The organism is Gilliamella sp. Gris3-2 (assembly GCF_001690345.1).
Classification (GTDB): Bacteria; Pseudomonadota; Gammaproteobacteria; order Enterobacterales; family Orbaceae; genus Gilliamella; species Gilliamella bombi.
Genome location: NZ_LZHB01000072.1, coordinates 1 through 20,465, shown reverse-complemented (window position 1 = coordinate 20,465; position 20,465 = coordinate 1). Strand labels below are relative to the sequence as shown.

Below are 20,465 nucleotides of genomic sequence, written 5' to 3'. Positions count from 1 at the left end.
CCCTATGACCTATCTGTTACTGGTTGTGTTTTTTCGTAATGATAATTGCCTGTACCTAAAGAACTTGGTCCTAAGCGAGCAAACTTAAACATTAAGAATAATTCAGCAATTAAGAATAGTGTATAAAGTCCACAAATAAGAACCATAGTGAATAACACTTCACCAGCTGTTAATGATGAATTTGCTACTCCAGTCGGTAAGATGTCTTGAATTGCCCAAGGTTGACGTCCATACTCGGCAACAAACCAACCTGACTCACATGCCAGCCAAGGGAACGGTAAAAAAAGAATTAATATGCGGTGTAACCAACGCTTTTCACCAATTTTATTTTTATAAGTGGTCCATAAAGAAAACCCAGTCCCCAAAATCATTAATACACCAAGGCCAACCATAACTCTGAAAGCCCAGAATAGAGGCCAAACTGTAGGAATTGAGTCTTCTGCCGCAGCCTTTATATGCTCTTCAGTAGCCTGAGGTATAGCCAAATTATCACGATCAGTAAAACGCTTGACTAAATAACCATAACCTAAATCAGACTTATTATCTTCAAAAGCTTTCAGTACATTAGGGTCTTGATTACCCTGATGGATCTTCTCCAAATTGCTATAGGCTAATATCCCATTGCGAATTCTTTTTTCATTATTTGCTAAAATATCTTTTAATCCTGTTACTTGAGTATCAAGTGAACGAGTGGTCATTATTCCCATAACATATGGGATCTCTATTGCAAACAAATTTTCTTTATTGCTTTGTGATGGAAAAGCAATAACATTAAATGATGCTGGAGCAAGTTGAGTTTCCCATTCTGCTTCAATTGCTGCAAGTTTAGCTGGCTGAACAGTTGTCATCTCATGACCAGCTTCATCACCCATAATCGCCACAACGATTGACATAATAAATCCAAATGTGGCTGCAACAGCGAAAGATCGTTTGGCAAAGGCAACATCACGTTTTTTTAACAAATAGTAAGAGCTAATACTTAAAATAAAAATAGCACCTGTTAAATAACCTGCTGCAACAGTATGAACAAATTTATATTGAGCAACTGTATTAGTAATTAACTCATAGAAATTAGCCATTTCCATGCGTGAATTAATAGGGTTAAATTCAGAACCTATTGGAAATTGCATCCAACCATTAGCTACTAAAATCCAAAGAGCTGAAAGGTTAGAGCCAAATGCGACACACCAAGTTACCATTAAATGTTTACCACGGCTTAATCTATCCCAACCAAAGAAAAATAAACCTACCATGGTTGATTCTAAAAAGAATGCCATTAAACCTTCAATAGCTAACGGTGCACCAAAAATATCTCCCACATAATGCGAATAATAAGACCAGTTAGTACCAAATTGAAATTCCATGGTTAAACCTGTTGCGACACCTACTGCAAAGTTGATACCAAACAGTTTACCCCAGAATTTTGTCATATCTTTCCAGACTTGCTTACCACTAACAACGTATACCGTTTCCATAATTGCTAGCATAAACGCTAATCCTAGCGTTAATGGAACAAAAATAAAATGATACATTGCAGTAAGAGCAAACTGGAGCCGTGAAAGTTCTACTATATCTAGCATAAACGCTCCCTAATCCTTAAATGCTCACAAATTTTTACGTTATTGCCTAGCATTATACACCGATAATCACAGAATAAAATTGATATACATCAAAAAATTTATATTTTGAGTTGTTTTTTTACTGCATCACCTATATCGGTAAGGCTTGTTACAACTGTAATACCTGCAGATTGCAATGCTTTAGATTTTTCTACCGCTGTTCCTTTCTTTCCTGAAATAATTGCACCTGCATGCCCCATACGTTTCCCTGATGGAGCTGAAACACCAGCAATATAAGCTATAACAGGTTTAGTCACATGTTTTTTAACATATTCAGCTGCTTCTTCTTCAGCACTACCACCGATTTCACCTATCATTACAATAACTTCAGTTTTAGGATCTTGCTCAAGCAATGCTAAAATAGAAATAAAATCACTACCAGGTATAGGGTCACCTCCTATACCTATACATACGGATTGCCCTAAACCAATATCCGTTGTTTGTTTAACCGCTTCATAAGTTAACGTTCCAGAACGCGAAACAATGCCAACCTTTCCTGCACGATGAATATGTCCAGGCATAATACCAATTTTACATTCATCAGGAACAATAATACCCGGGCAATTTGGTCCAATCATTACAACATTATTTTGTTGTAATTTTGCCTTAACAACAAGCATATCTAGAGTTGGAATACCTTCAGTAATACAGACTATTAGTTTAATGCCTGCATCAATCGCTTCCAAAATAGAATCCTTACCAAATGCTGCTGGCACATAAATAACACTAGCTGTTGCACCAGTTGCAATAACCGCTTCTTTAACAGTATTAAAAACTGGTAAACCTAAGTGGGTTGTTCCACCTTTACCTGGTGTCACACCACCAACTAACTTAGTACCATAGGCAAGCGCTTGTTCAGAATGAAAAGTTCCCTGACTACCAGTAAATCCTTGACAGATAACTTTTGTTTCTTTATTAACTAAAATTGACATAATAACTATTCTCCATGCGTCCTATTATTTGGCAACAGCAACAATTTTTTGGGCCGCATCTAGTAAACTTTCGGCAGTAATAACATTTAATTTACTTTTAGCTAAAATTTCTCGAGCAAGCTGTGCATTGTTACCTTCAAGGCGAACAACAACAGGAACAGTAAGACCTATTTCTTTAATTGCACTAATAATTCCATCGGCAATTAAATCGCAACGAACAATACCACCAAAAATATTAACTAAAATCGCTTTCACGTTTTTGTCAGATAATATCAACTTAAATGCTTCAGCAACACGCTCTTTCGTTGTGCCACCACCAACGTCCAAAAAGTTAGCTGGCGAACCACCATGTAGTTTAATAATATCCATAGTTGCCATCGCAAGACCTGCACCATTAACCATACAACCAATATTGCCATTTAATGATACATAGCTAATACCTTGTTTTGCGGCAATTGACTCACGTTCATCTTCTTGAGTTGTGTCCCTTAAAATATTTAAATTAGGATGTCTAAAAATGGCATTATCATCTAACACAACTTTTGCGTCCAAACAAATTAGCTCATCGGAATCAGTAATCACTAATGGATTAACTTCAGCTAATGAAACATCATTTTCTAAAAATAGTTTTGCAAAATTAACAAATAACTTTGTAAATTGATTAATTAATTTACCTGTTAATCCCAATTTGAACGCAAGTTCACGCCCTTGGTAAGCACAAGGGCCAGTTAACGGGTCAAGTGAAGTTTTATAAATTAAATATGGTGTTTTTTCAGCAACGCTTTCAATATCAACACCACCTTCTGTCGAAGCCATAATTACTACACGCTTGGAACTACGATCGACCACTGCTCCTAAATAAAGTTCTTTCTGAATATTAGACGCTTTTTCAATTAAAATCTTATTAACTGGTTGACCTTTATCGGTGGTTTGATAAGTAACTAGATTTTGCCCTAACCATTTTTCAGCAAATTGCATTATTTCACTATAGTTTTGAGTACAAATAACACCACCAGCTTTACCCCTTCCCCCTGCATGAACTTGACATTTAGCAACCCAAGCTCCTAAATTTGTCCCTGAAGATAATTCAGCTAATGTATCTTGTATTTCACCGATTGAGTTACAAACATACCCTTCAGGTACAGGCAAATTATATTGTTTAAAAAGATATTTAGATTGATACTCATGCAAATTCATAATGAAATTCCACAGCCTAATTTAATATAAAAAATAGGCAATAATTTTAATGCAAGATAAATAAATTGTATAGCACATAATAACTTATGTTCTGTGTAATTTAGAATTATTGCTGATAATAAGTGACAATGATATACTCCTAAAATATTTTAATATCATAGATAGTAAAGGTACAAATATGAAACAAGTTGGTATTTTTTTTGGTAGTGATACAGGTAATACAGAAAATGTAGCAAAGCAAATCCAACTCATTTTAGGTAGTGACAAAGCTGATCTTTTCGACATTGCAAAAGCCACTAAAGAAAACATTGAACAATACGATTACCTATTTTTCGGTATTCCAACTTGGTACTATGGTGAATCTCAAGCTGACTGGGATGACTTTTTTCCCAATTTAGAAAAAATTGATTTTAGTGGTAAAACAGTGGCTATCTTTGGTTGTGGCGATCAAGAAGACTATGCAGAATATTTCTGTGATGCTATGGGAACACTCCGCGATATTATTGAACCTAAAGGAGCAAAAATTGTTGGACACTGGTCAACCGAAGGTTATAGTTTCGAAGCATCTAAAAGCTTAATTGATGACACTCATTTCATTGGTTTAGCCATTGATGAAGATCGTCAACCAGAATTAACTGAAGAACGTATTAACAATTGGGTAAATCAAGTCAAAACAGAAATGAAAATTTAGTCTATTGAATTGATTTCTTTTATTTACCGTACATAGTTCCTATAATGAATTATGATCAATAAATTAATTGGGAAGTAATATGACAAATCATGATAATGATAATAACGAAGCACTCAAAAGTGCTGGTTTAAAGGTTACGTTACCACGATTAAAGATTTTAGAATTATTACGAGATCCTTCATGCCAACACATTACTGTAGAAGATCTTTACAAAAAACTACTTAATATGGGGGAAGAAATTGGACTTGCAACAGTTTACCGTGTTTTGAATCAATTTGATGATGCTGGAATTGTTACTCGTCATAACTTTGAGGGTGGCAAGGCAGTATTTGAACTAGCAACACAACAACATCATAATCATTTAATTTGTTTAGATTGTGGCGAAGTGTTTGAGTTTCGTGATGATATTATCAATGCTAGACAAAAAGAGATTGCCGAACAATATGGTGTTAATTTAACTTTTCACAGTTTATATCTATATGGCCATTGCCAGTCGGGTGATTGCAAAGCCCATCCCGAACTTCATCACAAAAAATAAGCCTATTCCAATAGGCTTTTTATTTAAAATATATCAATTCATCTTTAGTGCTAGGACAATAATTGAATGAAACAACTTTTAAATTTTATTCCTCTTGTATTCTTTTTTGTATTTCTAACCAAGTATGATATTTTTGTTGGCGTTCAAGCATTAATGATTGCTGCTACCTTGTGTTTTCTTCTTGTTCTAATTTTATATAGAAAATTAGATAAAGTAGAGCTAATTTCTTATCTGATGGTTATGGTTTTTGGTGGATTCACACTTTATATGCGTGATCCTAATATCATTAAATGGAAAGTAACTATTATTAATTTCTTATTTGCCTCAGCCCTATTAGTTAGCCAATTTTTTTTCAAAAAAAACTTACTTCAAACAATGTTAGGTAAAGAAATACAACTAGAGACCAACATATGGAATAAATTAAATTTATTATGGATCTTCTTTTTTATATTATGTGGCACCATTAGTTTAGGTGCGACCTATTACGTGACAGATGATTTCTTTTGGATATTTAAAGTATTTATTTTACCTAGTGCATCCTTACTATTATCGTTGATATCAGGTATCTATATCTATAAAAATATGAATAAAGATACAGAAAATAAATAAATTGTACATACGGAGTATTCTAGCATGACACAAAATATAGCCCCTAAAGGTCAATTGGTACTTAGAACGCTAGCGATGCCGGCTGACACTAATCCGCATGGACACATTTTTGGTGGATGGATAATGTCTCAAATGGATCTTGCCGGTGGTATTTTATCAAAAGAAATAGCCAGAAATCGGGTTGTAACCGTTAATGCTAGTAGTATTACATTTTACAAGCCCGCAATGGTAGGGGATGTTGTTTGTTGTTATGCTCATTGCATCAAAACTGGAAAAACCTCTATCACAATTGGTATTGAAGTTTGGGTTAAAAAAGTCATAGATACATCGGATTCGACACAACGGTTTTGCATAACAGATGCCGTATTCACATATGTTTCAGTAGATAAACATAATAATCCAAAACCATTACCTGAAGTATTTCAAAATTATGATTGTACTAAAGATCCAATAACCAAGTTAAACCTAACTGATAGCTAATTAAATATGCAATTTACCTCATTTCATGCATTAATTAGTACTTTGATCTTCCTTATTTATTGGCTGATCATTGTTTCAACAACTTTACGGATTGTCTTTAAGCGAAGACCGACAACTTATGTTATTGCATGGATGCTGGTTATTTATATTTTACCGCTTGTCGGTGTGATTCTTTATTTTTCACTGGGCGAAGCTCACTTAGGTCAGCAACGAGTTAAACGCGCACAAAAAATGCGCCCGACTATTTCCAAGTTTATTAACCAACTAAGTGACTTTCCTGACATATTCACCAACAAAGTTAGCCAAGTCAGCAAACCGATTTTTCAACTTTGTAAACATCAAACTGGTCTTGATGGAATTAATGGCAATCATATTGAGTTACTGAGTGAAACAAACATAATTTTTAACCGTTTAATTGATGATATAAATCATGCGACATCAAATATTGAAATGGTATTTTATATATGGAATGAAGGTGGTCGTGCTGATGATGTCGAGCAAGCACTTATTCAAGCAACTAAACGAGGTGTAACTTGCCGATTAATGGTTGATTCTGCTGGTAGCAGACATTTTATTAAAAGTAATGCTAGTAAAAGAATGCGTACTGCAGGCATCATCATTGTCGAAGCCTTACAAGTAAATTTACTTCGATTTATGTTTAGGCGGTTAGATTTACGTCAACACCGCAAAGTAGCTATTATCGATAACTATATATCTTATACTGGTAGTATGAATATTGTCGATCCGCGTTTCTTCAAACAAAATAAACATGTTGGCAAATGGGTTGATATCATGGTCAGAATGAATGGCCCTGTTACAACACTCATGGGTGCCTTATATGCCAGTGATTGGGAATTAGAAACTGGCAAATATTTATCACTACCGAAAATCACTGATTTCGCTGAACCACCTGAAGATAATAAACACATTATGCAATTAATAGCATCGGGTCCGGGTTATATGGAAAACATGATCCACCAAGTATTATTAACAGCAATTTATTCGGCACAAGAACAAATTATTTTCACTACACCTTATTTAGTACCAAGTGATGATATTTTACATGCTGTATGCACAGCTGCACAGCGAGGTGTTGAAGTCATCATCATCATTCCTAAAAATAATGACTCATTAATGGTAAAATGGGCAAGTCGAGCATTCTTTTCTGAATTATTAAACGGCGGAGTAAAACTCTATCAATTCAATGATAATTTGCTACATACCAAAAGTGTTTTAATTGACAATCAATTAAGTCTTGTCGGTACTGTCAATTTAGATATGCGCAGTTTATGGCTTAATTTTGAAATTACAACTGTGATTGATGATGCAGAGTTCGCTAAATCTTTATCAAATCTTTTACAAAAATATTTATCTAATTCAGATGAAATAAACACCAAAGAGTGGAATCAACGCCCTATTTGGCAACGCATAGTCGAGCGGCTTTTTTACTTTTTCGCACCTTTGTTGTAATTATTAACCTACTTTAAACTTATTATAATTACTAACTACTAATAACCATTTTGAGAAACATCTGGCAAAAACTGATTATCCTTTAATCGATAAACATCACTATCAATAGAACCATCAATATTAAGTGTGATTTCTCGCCAACCCGGTGCATCGTCACTTGATAATTGAAAATCATAACATTCAGGTTTAAATTGAAAGCAAGTTGAAGGAGTTGAAAATGCCTTACAATTATGCCACACATAATCTTGTTTTTGATGAATGTGTCCCCACCCAATTCCTTTTACATTGGGATGTTTTTGAATAATTTTCTCTAACTGGTCACTATTTTTTAAAATATGATGATCTAACCAATAGCAACCAGAATTAACTGGATGGTGGTGTAAAAAAACTAATGCGTCTCTATATGGATGTTCAGTTAAAACATTATGTAAAAACTTGAGTTCAGATTCAGGTAAAAAACCATAAGCCTGACCAGAAACTTGGCTATTCAATAAAATAATCAGCCACTTATCTCCTAACAAAACTGCTTTATTGTCAGCAAAATGATAATTTGCAAACACATCTTGCATATACGCATAATTATCATGATTGCCAGCCAACCACACACAAGGAGTATCAAACTTAATTATTTGTTCGGCAAAACGCGCATAAGCTTTTTTAGAACCATCTTGTACAAAGTCACCCGTTGCGACAATTAAATCAAACTTTTTATTACTACGTTCAACTTCATTTATAACCGCTAGAAAGCTTGCATTAGAATTAACACCAAGCAATGAAGCATTGTCATCAGCAAAAAGATGAGTATCAGTTATATGTAATATTTTACCGTAATTTTTATTACAGATTGGAAGTTTTAGAAATGACTCCAAAATTCACCCCAATTGTCTATTAATCTATAATCATGGTTAATAATGTCAACAACACAATAGACATTGTGACTGAAAAAACAGTTTATTATAAATCCTAGCATTCTATTAAAGTGTAAAATAGTTCTCACATTTATGAAAGAAATAATTAAAAATGATGCCTAAAAAGTTATTTCCACTCTTTTCTTAAGAGCTCATGATTAAGTTCTAACCACTGAAGCGCAATAATTGATGCAGCATTGTTAATCACTCCATCTTTAACCCATTGATAAGCTTGAGTTCGACTTACTACATGAACTTTAATATCTTCACTTTCTTCGTCAAGACCATGAATGCCTTCAGCGGTTGATGAGTCAACTTCACCCACCAAAATGTGCAATTGTTCAGTTAAACCTCCAGGAGATGCTAAATAACTGATGATGGGTTTACATCGACCAATAACAACTCCCGCCTCCTCCATTGCTTCACGTCTTGCTACTTCTTCAAATGATTCATTCTCATGATCCATCATACCGGCAATAAGTTCTAGTATCCAAGGACTATCTTGGGTTTCAATCGCAGCAATCCGGATTTGCTCAATTAGCACAACTTCATCACGTTTTACATCATATGCTAAAAGTACAACCGCTTGCCCACGCTCTAAAATTTCACGAGTTACAATCTCACTAATTGAACCATCAAATTTTCGATATTGAAAACGATATTCAAGCAAAGAAAAAAAACCTTTGTACAAGATTCGTTTTGTTAAATTAAACACATCATTTTTGTCAAAATTTACCAGACTGTTTTTAATTTTCATAAAAGTTCCCGAATTTAAACTGAATTTGAATAAAAAGTGCGAATGACACACAAACTATACTTACTATATACTAATTATCTGTTAAAATTACGCCATTAAAAATACTACTATATTTTAATGATTTTTAAAGAGAAGATTGATGAAAAAAACCTTAACCTTTTTAATTGGCTTAGCGTTAAGCCAATCTGTCTTTGCTGAAAATTTGATACAAGTTTATGAACAAGCAAAAGAAACTAACCCAGATCTACGCAGTTCATTAGCTGAAAAAAATAAAGCATACGCAGCAATTTCAGGTTCTCGAGCAAGTTTACTACCACAAGTTGGTTTAAGTGCTTCCTATGGTGTTACTCATGGTCGACGTGATACAAGTGGAGTAAAATCTAAAAGTGGCAACTTATACCAAATCGCATTATCTCAAAGCATTTTTAATTTCTCAAATTGGAAAGCCTTAGATATTACTAAAAAACAAGCAAGTATTGCCGATATTGCCTATCAATACCAAGGTCAAACATTAATCTTAAATACTTCTGTCGCTTATTTTAATGTATTAAAAGCACTTGATGCATTAAGCTTTATTGATGCACAGAAAAAAGCAATTGGCCGTCAGTTAGAACAAACGCGTCAACAACATCAAGTTGGTTTAGTTGCAATCACTGATGTACAAAACGCTCAAGCTAACTATGACTTAACTGTTGCACAACAAGTTAATGCATTAAATGATCTAAATAATGCCATTGAAGCACTGCGCCAAGTAAGTGGTCGTTTTTATTCAAGTTTAGCAAGTGTCAATACCAATACATTTAAAACAGAATCACCAGCACAAATCAGCGCACTGTTAAAACAATCTGAAAAATCTAATCTTAATTTATTAACAATGAGGTTAAATCAAGACATAGCGCGTGAACAAATCAAACTCTCACAGGCCGGACATTTACCTACAGCAAGTTTAGATGCATCAACTAATTTGAATAAAACTGATAGATACGGTAATAGCGTAGGGACTGGCGCTCATGGTAAATCTTATTCAGGGAATAACTATGTTGGCGTCAGTGTAAACCTACCTATCTTTTCAGGTGGTGCAACAATGTCTAAAGTTGAGCAAGCACAACAAAATTACGTGAGTTTTAGCGAAAAATTAGAAAGTACCAATCGAGGTGTAATTAATCAAGTTCGCTCATCATACAATAATATTTCATCATCAATAAGTGCCATCAAAGCTTATCAACAAGCGGTAGTTTCTGCACAAAGTTCATTAGAAGCAACCAATTCTGGTTATCAAGTAGGAACAAGAACAATTGTCGACGTATTAACTGCAACAACTCAACTATACAGTTCTAAACGAAATTTATCAGATGCAAAATATAACTATTTAACCAGTTTACTACAATTAAAATATGCAGTAGGAACCTTAACTGCCAACGATTTAGTTTATTTAAACAATATGTTAGGTAAAGAAGTGAGCACTTTAGTGACAATAAAATAACTATTGGTTCTTTTATGACAACTGTTAAAAAAGGCGAGCAAATCGCCTTTTTTATTATGTATAAAAAACACACCTATTACGATATTGCATTCAACACAAATTCAATAAATGCTTTTAGTTTTGGTGGTTGCTGACGATCAGCAGCACAAATCATATTAAGCGGCTTGGCAGGTGGTAAAAATTTTTGTAATATGGGAAATAATTTTTTCTGCTTAATTGGTTCTTGTAACATAGATTTTGGCAACATGGTGATACCTAGTCCTTCAATCGCAGCTATCGCTAACGCTGAAGTCTGATTACTTTGAAATGTCCCTGATATAGGAATATTAACTATTTCACCATTAATCATAAACGACCAAACATGATCTTTTTTATTCTGATTCACATATTGGTAAATCAAGCATTGATGTTTTTGCAAAACGAAATAAAAACCTTATTGTTATTGCAAGAAGACAAGAAAATTTGGAACTTTTACAACAAGAAATTGCAAAATTGCCCCAGCATTAGACGTAATTATAAAACTTTGTGATTTATCACAACCAACCAACGCTTATTCCCTTTTTAATGATTTAGACAGCTATTTATTGAAACATGGATTAATAATGCCGGTTTTGGTCATTACGGCAGTGTTAGTGATCAAGATTTAGTAAAAATAGAATCAATGCTTCATTTAAATATTGAAACCCTAACGATTTTTTTCAACACTGTATGTACGTAAATATCAAAATGAACCCGAAACACAACTAATAAACATCTCCTCCCGAGGCGTGTATACTCTCGTTCCTAATGCGGTAACTTATTGCGCAACAAAATTCTATGTCAATGCTTTTACTGAAGGGCTAGCACAGGAATTAAAGCAAGCTAACGCACAATTAACCGCAAAGGTATTGGCTCCCGCTGCAACAAAAACAGAATTTGGTGAAAAAGCCAATAATGTTAGTGAATACAACTACGATGCAACTTTTACCAAGAACCATACAGCAAAGCAAATGGCCGAATTTTTACTGGCTTTATACGATAGCAACAAAGTTATTGGTGAGATTAATACTAAAGATTTCTCTTTTTCACTAAAAGACAGTATATTTCCCTATTCAGGAAATCCGTCAGAAAATCAAAAGTAAGAAAATAATGAATTTACAAGTAATGTTAAATCGAACAGCAAAATATGATTTTTAGCAAAATTGAACTTTGGCAGTCGTTATTTTGATTGCCAAATTTCAGGATAAAAAGAGAAACATAGCATATTGATTTAAAGTGAAGTTTTATTTACTTCGATCAAAAAATGGCGTTTAAGTGAAATTGGGCGCCAGATATGAAATAGGTTTCTAAGTGTAAACGGAAAGGTTTTTATAGGCTTTTTAAAAAGTTTAAGCAACCAACCATCAGTCCCCTCAACGACATAAATTCAAAACTTGAATGGCAACACATTTATAATAAAAAAAACAGCCCCAAAAAAACTAACGCTACAATTATTTATCAAATAAGCAAATTTTATACTGAAACGCATAGTTTCCTGAAACATCTTAACAAATATATTAACTTGTTAAGATGCAGTTTTTATAATAAAGATATCAATTACGAAATTCGCATTCCTGGTTTAGCACCACTATCTGGTGATAGTAGGTACACACCTTCATCATCACCTTTACCACTCGCACAAAGCACCATACCTTCAGAAATACCAAAGCGCATTTTACGAGGAGCTAAGTTAGCAATCATAATAGTTAAACGCCCAATTAACACCTCTGGGTCAGGATAAAACTGCTTGATACCTGAAAACACATTACGGGTTTCGTCACCAATATCAAGCGTTAATTGAAGTAATTTATCGGATCCTTCAACAAAGCAAGCATGTTTAATTAAAGCAACGCGCATATCGACTTTAGCAAAATCATCAAAATTAATCGTGTCAGCGATAGGCTCTGCAACTTTAGGTTTTGCCGGTTGGGCTAATGCAGCTTGTTGTTTTGTTTCTTCAATCATGTTTGTAATTTTATCCATATCAATACGATTAAATAAAGCTTGAAACTGATTAATTTTATGACTTGTTAAAGCATTATCAATTTCATTCCATTCTAATTTGCTATTTAAAAATGCTTCTGTACGTTCAGCCAATGAAGGCACAATTGGTTTTAAATAGGTCATTAAGATGCGGAATAAGTGAATTCCCATTGAGCAAATATCTTGCAATACTTGATCTTGCCCTTCTTGTTTAGCAACCACCCATGGCGCTTTTTCATCAATATAACGATTAGCTTCGTCAGCAAGTGCCATAATTTCACGAATTGCCTTGCCGGATTCGCGTTGTTCAAAGTAGTCAGCAATCACTTCTGCTTTTTCAACAAACAAGGAATACAGTTCAGGCTCTGCCACTTTATCTGATAATTTGCCGTCAAAGCGTTTATAAATAAATCCAGCTGAACGTGAAGCAATATTAACGACCTTGTTGACTAAATCACTGTTTACACGCTGAACAAAGTCTTCTAAATTTAAATCAATATCATCGATGTGTGATGATAGTTTAGCGGCATAATAATAACGCAAACAATCAGGATCTAAATGTTTTAGATAGGTACTTGCTTGAATAAAAGTACCGCGTGATTTAGACATTTTTGCACCATCAACAGTCACATAACCATGTACAAAAATATTGGAAGGCTTGCGATATTCGCTACCTTCAAGCATTGCTGGCCAAAATAAGCTGTGGAAATAAACAATATCTTTACCAATGAAGTGATACAGTTCTGTATTTGAATTTTTGTCCCAAAACTCATCAAAAATTGGTTTATTTTGTTTATTACAGTAATTTAAGAAAGATCCCATATAACCAATTGGCGCATCTAACCAAACATAAAAATACTTACCTGGCGCATCGGGGATCTCAAATCCAAAATAAGGTGCATCACGGCTAATATCCCACGGTTGTAGGCCTGATTCGAACCATTCTTGCATTTTATTAGCAACTTGATCTTGTAATGTTCCTGAGCGAATCCACTCTTGTAACATATTTGAAAAAGCGGGTAGATCAAAAAAGAAGTGTTCAGAATCTTTCATAACAGGTGTGGCACCAGATACTACTGATTGGGGATTAATTAAATCAATTGGATTATAAGTTGCCCCGCAAACTTCACAGTTATCACCATACTGATCAGGCGCTTTACAGCGTGGACAAGTACCTTTTACAAAACGGTCAGGTAAAAACATCTGTTTTTCAGGATCGAATAGCTGTGAAATAACTTTAGTTTTAATATAACCATTCGCTTTCAAACGCTTATAAATTTGCTCTGATATCTCACGATTTTCTGGGCTATGGGTTGAATGGTAATTATCATAACTAATATTAAAGCCAGAAAAATCACGTAGATGTTCGGTTTTGACTTCACTAATCATCTGCTCTGGAGTAATTCCCAATTGCTGAGCCTTTAGCATAATTGGCGTGCCATGGGCATCGTCAGCACAAATAAAATAGATCTCATTACCACGCATACGTTGATAGCGTACCCATACATCAGCTTGAATGTGTTCTAGCATATGACCTAAGTGAATGGCACCATTGGCATAAGGAAGTGCACAAGTCACCAATATTTTGCGTTGAGTTGTCATGTTGATTTATTACCCTTTTTTACATAATGGCAGAAATAGTACATCAATCGTGGGATTATCGCTAGATTTATGCCATAATTTGATAAAATTTATATACTCAATTTACTTTTCAAACAGCAAATAATCATTTTTTAGGGAGGTAAACCAATTTACTGTTTACCGCTTTATTATTTAAGGTATTTTACGCTTTTAATGCAAAATAATTGGAAATAAAACGAGTATAAATACTAAGGCATAAAGAGATAACCACAATGAACACTGAAGTAAAAAAAATTCTTGAAAATTTTACTCATTCAACTCTACAAAAAAATTTACTTGAACTTGGAGCAATAAAAAAATACGAAATAGTTAATCACCACTTAACTATAAATTTAACAATGCCTTTCGCTTGGCAATCTACTTTTGAAGAATTGAAAAAAATAACCACTCCAAAATTGCTTAAACTTAACAGCGTTAATGAAGTTGACTGGCATATTGAATATAAAATTGCTACTTTAAAACGTGCTAATAACCAAAATGCCATTAATAATATAAAAAACATTATCGCGATAAGCTCAGGAAAAGGCGGTGTGGGCAAATCATCAACAGCGGTCAATCTTGCGCTAGCTTTACAAAAACAAGGCGCTAAAGTGGGGATCTTAGATGCAGATATTTATGGTCCCTCAATCCCAACCATGCTAGGTACAGAAAACCAGCAACCATTAACACCCGATAATAAACATATGACACCAATCATGGCATATGGGCTTGCTAGTAATTCCATTGGTTATTTGGTTGATCCTAATGGTGCTATGGTATGGCGTGGACCTATGGCAAGTAAAGCACTATTACAGATTTTACAAGATACGCTTTGGCCAGAACTCGACTATCTTGTCATTGATATGCCTCCAGGCACAGGGGATATCCAATTAACCCTAGCGCAAAACATTCCAGTTACTGCTGCTGTGATTATCACAACTCCTCAAGATATTGCTTTAATCGATGCAAAAAAAGGTATTACCATGTTTAATAAAGTAAACATCCCAACACTAGGAATTATTGAAAACATGAGTTACCACATTTGCGAACATTGTGGACATCATGAGGCCATCTTTGGTGAAGGTGGTGCAAAACATTTAGCTGAGCAATATCAAACCAAATTGCTAGGGCAAATTCCACTTCAAAAAATGTTACGCCAAGATCTTGATACAGGAAAGCCCACTGTCATTAACCACCATGATAGCGAATTTAGCCAACTTTATTATCAAATTGCAGGAAGTATTGCTAGTGAGTTATATTGGCAAGGTGAAGCTATTTTGCCTGATATTGCTTTTAAGACATTGTAACTTAAAAATCCAACTATTGGCTGTAAAAACAGCCAATACTAATTACATATCATTTCTATTAATTCAATAACTACTCAAATTTATTCATCATTTTGAACAATAACATTATTAACGATAATAGAAATCGGCTAATTCATCACTTAAAACAAGTTCGAGCTATTGTTCAGAAGTTGTTTTAGTTCTATATTGGATCAGCTCTAAATCTATTTATCCCTAACAAGTGCAACAACTTCAATTCATTGGAAGGCATTACACTGTCAACAACGTTATTAGTTACAACACTAAGGAAACTGTTATGCAAAAAAGAGTTAATGAAATCACCATGCGCGGAGCACCTATTACTTTGTTAGGCACACAAATTAAAGTTGGCGACACAGCGCCCAATTTTATCGTGCAAAATTTAAAAATGGAGCCCATTAAATTGTCCGATTTTAAGGGTAAAATCAGAATTATTAATTCGGTTCCATCCATTGACACCTCAGTATGTAGTGCTCAAGTGCATCGCTTTAACGTCGAAGCGGCAAAATTAAAAGACACAGTGATATTTTCAATTAGCGTCGATTTACCTTTTGCCTTAAATCGCTACTGTGCTGCTGAAGGTATTGATGCAGTTAAAGTCACCTCAGATCATAAAGAACTCAACTTTGGTTTAAAATATGGAGTTGTTATTGAAGAGTTGCGATTACTTTCCCGAGCTGTATTTGTCATTGATAAAAACGACAAAATTGTTTATGTGGAATATGTCAAAGAAACCTCTTCTGAACCTGATTATGACAAAGTCCTAGCTGCAGCTAAAGCACTAGAATAAATCGCTATAATGAAACATCGCCCTCAAATACTAATATTGGTGGCGATTAAGTTTAAGATTTATTCTTAGCAACTATTTAATAGACAAACATATTCAGTTATAATCAAAAGTAATCTAATATTCCCTCCAAAATCTTAATCATGAATAATAGTATTAACCGATCTCGGGTTTGGTCATCAATTCTTTGCCTTGCATTTGCGGCATTTATTTTTAATACAACGGAATTTGTACCTGTCGGGCTATTACCCAATATTGCTGAAAGCTTTTCAATGGACGTAGCTCATGCTGGATTATTACTCACCATTTATGCCTGGGCTGTTTCGTTATTATCATTGCCACTCACAGTATTAACATCAAAAATGGAACGAAGGAAGCTACTTATCCTTTTATTTTGTCTATTTATAGGTAGTCATATTTTAGCTGGAGTCGCATGGAATTTTTACAGCTTAATGATAGCAAGAATTGGTATTGCTTGTGCACATGCGGTATTTTGGGCAATTACAACACCACTTGCAGTTCGGTTAGCGCCCAATGGTAAAAAAGCTAAAGCAATGGGCTTTATTGTTATTGGCGTATCGATGGCAACCATTCTAGGTATTCCAATTGGCACCATCATAGGACAACTCGTTGGCTGGCGCGTGACTTTTTTATGTATTGCTGGTATCGCTTTTTGCGTGATGATATTACTACTCCGCTTATTGCCTACTGTACCAAGCATGGATATTATCTCTATCAAAGATATTCCAATGGTATTAAAACGCCCAATACTGCTAAACATTTATTTATTAATTGCCATTATTATTGCGGGTCACTTTACTGCCTATACCTATATTACGCCATTCATGAAAAATATTGGTGGATTTAACCAAAATGTTATCGTCCTTTTATTATTAGTTGTAGGTTTTTCTGGAATGATTGGTAGCGTTATTTTTGCAAAATATGCTGAAAAAAATCCAACCGCAATTTTCATCATCCCTATGCTATTACTGATTACTTGCTTATTATCGCTTTATGTATGTTCATTCACGCTTTATACTGCAATCATTCAATGTTTAATTTGGGGGCTTTCCATTACAATTATTGGAATGGTTATGCAAAGCAAAGTAATTGATGCCGCACCCGATGCCACAGATATAGCCACTTCAGTCTATTCTGGTATTTTCAATATTGGAATAGGAGGCGGTGCTTTTATAGGCAGTAAGGTATTAATTTTACTTTCAATTGATTACATTGGTTATGTTGGTGCGTGTTTTGTCATCATCGCACTATTATTATTCTACTTTTTATCTAGAAAATTATGGAATAATAAAACGGTTATTTAAAAAAGGGTTATGTAAAAAATATTATATAAAAACCTTAGGGTAAGGAAACAGCATTATTTATTTTATAACACAAATAAATAATGCTGAACAATACTAACATTTACCTTATGATTTACTTAAAGACTCTAACTGTTCCCATCTTTCAAAAACAGCTTCTAATTCAGCCTCTTTATCTGCCAAAGATTGTAAAATTAGACTAGTAATTTCATGAGTTTGATTAAAAAAGTCACTTTGACCAATTTGTGCTTGTAAATCAGTAATCTCTAATTCTAATTGTTCTATTTTGCTTGGTAATTGTGCCAATTCTCGTTGTTCATTATAACTCAGTTTAACTTTCTTTTTAGCGGTTCGCTCACTACTTTGATTATTAGTAGCGCCTAATTCTTTTTTAGGTTGCTCAAGTTTATTAACTGTCGTTACTTTAATTGGTTGTGCCTGCTGCTGTTGTTGCAGAGCATCGGCATAACCACCAGCATAAACACCAATATGGCCTTTTTCTTCAAAAAACCAACATTGAGTGACCACATTATCAACAAATTGCCGATCATGACTAACCAACAAGACAGTTCCTTGATAATCATTCACTAACTCTTCTAGCAATTCTAATGTTTCAATATCAAGATCATTGGTCGGTTCATCAAGTATTAATAAATTGCTAGGTTTTAAAAATAGTTTAGCCAGCAATAAACGATTACGCTCCCCACCAGACAGTGCTCGTACAGGTGTTCTGGCACGTTTAGGCGGAAATAAAAAGTCCTGTAAATAACCAAGTACATGGCGTGAACGACCATTTACCATTACCTCTTGTTTACCTTCGGCTAAATTGTCCATCACTGTTTTTTCAGGATCGAGCTCTAACCGATACTGGTCAAAATAAGCCACTTCAAGCTTAGTGCCACAATGCACATTACCTGATGTTGGCTCTAAATTACCTAACATCAATTTAAGTAAAGTTGTTTTACCAATTCCATTAGGGCCAATCAGTGCTATCTTATCACCACGCAATACTTGCACACTAAAATCATTCACGAGTAACTTATCTTCAACTTGATAAGTTACATTATCAAGTTCAAAAACAATTTTTCCTGAACGTAATGCCTCCTCGATTTGCATTTTAGCACTACCCATAACTTGGCGACGCTCATTATATTCTTGGCGCATTGCTTTTAATGCCCGAACTCGCCCTTCATTACGAGTACGACGAGCTTTAATACCTTGCCGAATCCAGACCTCTTCTTGGGCAAGTTTTTTATCGAATTCTGCATTTTGCAACGCTTCAACACGCAATGCTTCTTCTTTACCAAGCAAATAGTTATCATAATTCCCACTCCAAGACGCAATTTTACCTCGATCCAGATCAATAATACGCGTTGCCATTTGACGAATAAACGAACGATCATGGGAAATGAACACAATACTGCCATTAAAACTTTTCAAAAAATCTTCCAACCATTTAATGGTTTGAATATCCAAATGATTGGTTGGTTCATCAAGCAATAAAACTGTTGGCTGACAAACCAACGCTTTGGCTAATGCGGCTTTACGCAACCACCCACCCGATAACGAAGACAACAACGCATCACCATCAAGCGATAATGAAGAAATAACATTACGAATACGGCTATCTAATTGCCAACCATTTTGATGATCTAACTGTTCTTGCATTTTAGCTAATTTATCTAAATTACTTTCGCAAGGATCGTGCTCAACACGATGAGCTAAATCATAGTAATCTCGTAATAACTGTGCTTGTTCGTGTAATCCTTCTGCCACAAAATCAAACACACTACCTTGCACATCACGAGGAGGATCTTGTTGCAATCGTGAAACAATCACATTATTTTCATAAATAATTTGCCCTTCGTCTAATGGCACTTCTTTATTTAAAACTTTAAGTAAAGTCGATTTTCCAGCACCGTTACGACCAACAAGACAAACACGCTCATTTGGCTCAATAGACATATCGATATGATCAAGCAAGGGCGCATCACTAAATGAAAGATAAGCATTGGTAAGATTAATTAATGACATAGTTATTGGTGGTTTTTATTTAGATATTAAGTAATAAAGCATTATTCTATCATAAAGTGACCAAAGGCAACTAAAGCAAATACAAAAGATAAACCAATATATAAGAATTACTGGCATTATTTATACTTTCATTGTAACTACCTCAAACTTAGTACACAACTGACGTAGAAAATTAAGCTGCCTGTTTTAATGTTTTATATTTGAACAGTGTCATGTTATTTAATGCCTCATGCGGTCTTTCGGTGTTATACTTCGGTTATTTGCCTTGCTTGCGCTAAGTTGTTAAAAAGATATAAATCGAGTACTTCAGTACGATAGGTACGATTAAATCGTTCAATATAGCCATTTTGGTAAGGGCTACCGAGCTCCATATAATCAATGGCTATATCATGTGGATCGACTACACTAATTCATACAACTTTTTTAATGAGTAAGGTAAATTTATCAGTAAAGGAACATGCTAGATGACACGATTAAAAAAAAATATCGATATTTTGAATATTCTTACTTATAAAATTAAAAGTTGGGATAGAGAAAATGATCTTATAGAACTATCAGAGCTAATATCTGATTTAGAAAAATTTAGTAGAAAAGAAAGATCTTTGTACTATAAAGAGTTTTTTTCCGATGTTGCATTAGCTGAAAAATTAATATACTTGTATAAAAATGAAAATTTAACCAAAGAAACTACT

Annotated in this window: 18 protein-coding genes and 2 pseudogenes; 11 read left to right on the top strand and 9 right to left on the bottom strand. The window is 34.3% G+C overall.

The window, feature by feature from the left end; genetic code table 11:
* Positions 1–2: 2 nt before the first annotated feature.
* The 3 genes from A9G32_RS10450 to sucC form a co-directional block, all read right to left on the bottom strand.
* Entirely contained in the window at positions 3–1,580 is a 1,578-nt protein-coding gene (locus A9G32_RS10450) for a cytochrome ubiquinol oxidase subunit I (RefSeq protein ID WP_065589518.1), read from the bottom strand.
* A 98-nt stretch (positions 1,581–1,678) separates the two neighbouring features.
* Positions 1,679–2,551 (bottom strand): succinate--CoA ligase subunit alpha, encoded by an 873-nt coding sequence (sucD, locus tag A9G32_RS10445; RefSeq protein WP_065589517.1) that lies wholly within the window; start codon positions 2,549–2,551, stop codon positions 1,679–1,681.
* A gap of 24 nt (positions 2,552–2,575) precedes the next feature.
* Positions 2,576–3,748, bottom strand: a complete 1,173-nt coding sequence (gene sucC, locus A9G32_RS10440) for an ADP-forming succinate--CoA ligase subunit beta (protein ID WP_034909752.1) — start codon at positions 3,746–3,748, stop codon at positions 2,576–2,578.
* Positions 3,749–3,926: 178 nt separating this feature from the next.
* Here sucC and fldA point away from each other — a divergent pair, with 178 nt between their 5' ends.
* From fldA to cls, 5 genes are all read left to right on the top strand, one after another.
* A complete protein-coding gene (fldA, locus tag A9G32_RS10435) occupies positions 3,927–4,439 on the top strand; it encodes a flavodoxin FldA (protein WP_034909753.1) in 513 nt (170 codons plus the stop codon).
* Between the two features lie 79 nt (positions 4,440–4,518).
* A complete protein-coding gene (gene fur, locus A9G32_RS10430) occupies positions 4,519–4,977 on the top strand; it encodes a ferric iron uptake transcriptional regulator (RefSeq protein WP_034909755.1) in 459 nt (152 codons plus the stop codon).
* Between the two features lie 66 nt (positions 4,978–5,043).
* Positions 5,044–5,586 (top strand): inner membrane-spanning protein YciB, encoded by a 543-nt coding sequence (locus tag A9G32_RS10425; protein ID WP_065589516.1) that lies wholly within the window; start codon positions 5,044–5,046, stop codon positions 5,584–5,586.
* Between the two features lie 24 nt (positions 5,587–5,610).
* On the top strand, positions 5,611–6,066 hold the full coding sequence (yciA, locus tag A9G32_RS10420; RefSeq protein ID WP_065560601.1) for an acyl-CoA thioester hydrolase YciA: 456 nt from the start codon (positions 5,611–5,613) through the stop codon (positions 6,064–6,066).
* A gap of 6 nt (positions 6,067–6,072) precedes the next feature.
* Positions 6,073–7,536, top strand: coding sequence for a cardiolipin synthase (cls, locus tag A9G32_RS10415; protein ID WP_065589515.1), 1,464 nt, complete (start codon positions 6,073–6,075; stop codon positions 7,534–7,536).
* A gap of 38 nt (positions 7,537–7,574) precedes the next feature.
* On the opposite strand, the gene cpdA is transcribed toward cls, so the two are convergent.
* Positions 7,575–8,405, bottom strand: a complete 831-nt coding sequence (gene cpdA / locus A9G32_RS10410) for a 3',5'-cyclic-AMP phosphodiesterase (RefSeq protein WP_034909761.1) — start codon at positions 8,403–8,405, stop codon at positions 7,575–7,577.
* 166 nt (positions 8,406–8,571) lie between these two features.
* Positions 8,572–9,201: an ADP-ribose diphosphatase gene (nudF, locus tag A9G32_RS10405; RefSeq protein WP_065589514.1), complete on the bottom strand. Its 630-nt coding sequence runs from the start codon at positions 9,199–9,201 to the stop codon at positions 8,572–8,574.
* Positions 9,202–9,340: 139 nt separating this feature from the next.
* On the opposite strand from nudF, the gene tolC reads away from it, so the two are divergent.
* Positions 9,341–10,684: an outer membrane channel protein TolC gene (tolC, locus tag A9G32_RS10400; protein WP_065589513.1), complete on the top strand. Its 1,344-nt coding sequence runs from the start codon at positions 9,341–9,343 to the stop codon at positions 10,682–10,684.
* A 76-nt stretch (positions 10,685–10,760) separates the two neighbouring features.
* On the opposite strand, the gene A9G32_RS10395 is transcribed toward tolC, so the two are convergent.
* The gene (locus A9G32_RS10395) at positions 10,761–11,102 is read right to left on the bottom strand and encodes a LysR substrate-binding domain-containing protein (RefSeq protein WP_065589512.1); all 342 of its coding nucleotides are present in this window, start codon (positions 11,100–11,102) and stop codon (positions 10,761–10,763) included.
* Here A9G32_RS10395 and A9G32_RS13715 point away from each other — a divergent pair.
* Positions 11,072–11,805, top strand: a pseudogene (locus A9G32_RS13715) (SDR family NAD(P)-dependent oxidoreductase). The gene A9G32_RS10395 and the pseudogene A9G32_RS13715 overlap by 31 nt on opposite strands.
* A gap of 454 nt (positions 11,806–12,259) precedes the next feature.
* Here A9G32_RS13715 and metG read toward each other — a convergent pair.
* Positions 12,260–14,287, bottom strand: a complete 2,028-nt coding sequence (gene metG, locus A9G32_RS10385) for a methionine--tRNA ligase (protein ID WP_065589511.1) — start codon at positions 14,285–14,287, stop codon at positions 12,260–12,262.
* Positions 14,288–14,538: 251 nt separating this feature from the next.
* Here metG and apbC point away from each other — a divergent pair, with 251 nt between their 5' ends.
* From apbC to A9G32_RS10370, 3 genes are all read left to right on the top strand, one after another.
* Positions 14,539–15,612 (top strand): iron-sulfur cluster carrier protein ApbC, encoded by a 1,074-nt coding sequence (apbC, locus tag A9G32_RS10380; RefSeq protein WP_065589510.1) that lies wholly within the window; start codon positions 14,539–14,541, stop codon positions 15,610–15,612.
* Positions 15,613–15,907: 295 nt separating this feature from the next.
* A complete protein-coding gene (gene tpx, locus A9G32_RS10375; protein WP_065589509.1) occupies positions 15,908–16,420 on the top strand; it encodes a thiol peroxidase in 513 nt (170 codons plus the stop codon).
* A gap of 140 nt (positions 16,421–16,560) precedes the next feature.
* The gene (locus A9G32_RS10370) at positions 16,561–17,742 is read left to right on the top strand and encodes a sugar transporter (protein ID WP_065589508.1); all 1,182 of its coding nucleotides are present in this window, start codon (positions 16,561–16,563) and stop codon (positions 17,740–17,742) included.
* A 105-nt stretch (positions 17,743–17,847) separates the two neighbouring features.
* Here the strand turns inward: A9G32_RS10370 and A9G32_RS10365 are convergent, their stop codons facing one another.
* Both A9G32_RS10365 and A9G32_RS13435 read right to left on the bottom strand, forming a co-directional pair.
* Complete coding sequence (locus A9G32_RS10365) at positions 17,848–19,773, bottom strand: ABC transporter ATP-binding protein (protein WP_065589507.1); 1,926 nt, start codon at positions 19,771–19,773, stop codon at positions 17,848–17,850.
* A 172-nt stretch (positions 19,774–19,945) separates the two neighbouring features.
* Positions 19,946–20,159 (bottom strand): annotated as a pseudogene (locus A9G32_RS13435) (integrase core domain-containing protein); the annotation flags it as partial.
* A 78-nt stretch (positions 20,160–20,237) separates the two neighbouring features.
* On the opposite strand from A9G32_RS13435, the gene A9G32_RS10360 reads away from it, so the two are divergent.
* A partial coding sequence (locus tag A9G32_RS10360) for a hypothetical protein (RefSeq protein WP_141672904.1) occupies positions 20,238–20,465 on the top strand: 228 nt, incomplete at its 3' end.

Excerpts from the sequence above, each read along its gene's own strand:
- A9G32_RS10450 (WP_065589518.1), bottom strand. The coding sequence starts at position 1,580 with ATGCTAGATATAGTAGAACTTTCACGGCTCCAGTTTGCTCTTACTGCA.
- sucD (WP_065589517.1), bottom strand. The coding sequence starts at position 2,551 with ATGTCAATTTTAGTTAATAAAGAAACAAAAGTTATCTGTCAAGGATTT.
- sucC (WP_034909752.1), bottom strand. The coding sequence starts at position 3,748 with ATGAATTTGCATGAGTATCAATCTAAATATCTTTTTAAACAATATAAT.
- fldA (WP_034909753.1), top strand. The coding sequence starts at position 3,927 with ATGAAACAAGTTGGTATTTTTTTTGGTAGTGATACAGGTAATACAGAA.
- fur (WP_034909755.1), top strand. The coding sequence starts at position 4,519 with ATGACAAATCATGATAATGATAATAACGAAGCACTCAAAAGTGCTGGT.
- A9G32_RS10425 (WP_065589516.1), top strand. The coding sequence starts at position 5,044 with ATGAAACAACTTTTAAATTTTATTCCTCTTGTATTCTTTTTTGTATTT.
- yciA (WP_065560601.1), top strand. The coding sequence starts at position 5,611 with ATGACACAAAATATAGCCCCTAAAGGTCAATTGGTACTTAGAACGCTA.
- cls (WP_065589515.1), top strand. The coding sequence starts at position 6,073 with ATGCAATTTACCTCATTTCATGCATTAATTAGTACTTTGATCTTCCTT.
- nudF (WP_065589514.1), bottom strand. The coding sequence starts at position 9,201 with ATGAAAATTAAAAACAGTCTGGTAAATTTTGACAAAAATGATGTGTTT.
- tolC (WP_065589513.1), top strand. The coding sequence starts at position 9,341 with ATGAAAAAAACCTTAACCTTTTTAATTGGCTTAGCGTTAAGCCAATCT.
- metG (WP_065589511.1), bottom strand. The coding sequence starts at position 14,287 with ATGACAACTCAACGCAAAATATTGGTGACTTGTGCACTTCCTTATGCC.
- apbC (WP_065589510.1), top strand. The coding sequence starts at position 14,539 with ATGAACACTGAAGTAAAAAAAATTCTTGAAAATTTTACTCATTCAACT.
- tpx (WP_065589509.1), top strand. The coding sequence starts at position 15,908 with ATGCAAAAAAGAGTTAATGAAATCACCATGCGCGGAGCACCTATTACT.
- A9G32_RS10370 (WP_065589508.1), top strand. The coding sequence starts at position 16,561 with ATGAATAATAGTATTAACCGATCTCGGGTTTGGTCATCAATTCTTTGC.
- A9G32_RS10365 (WP_065589507.1), bottom strand. The coding sequence starts at position 19,773 with ATGTCATTAATTAATCTTACCAATGCTTATCTTTCATTTAGTGATGCG.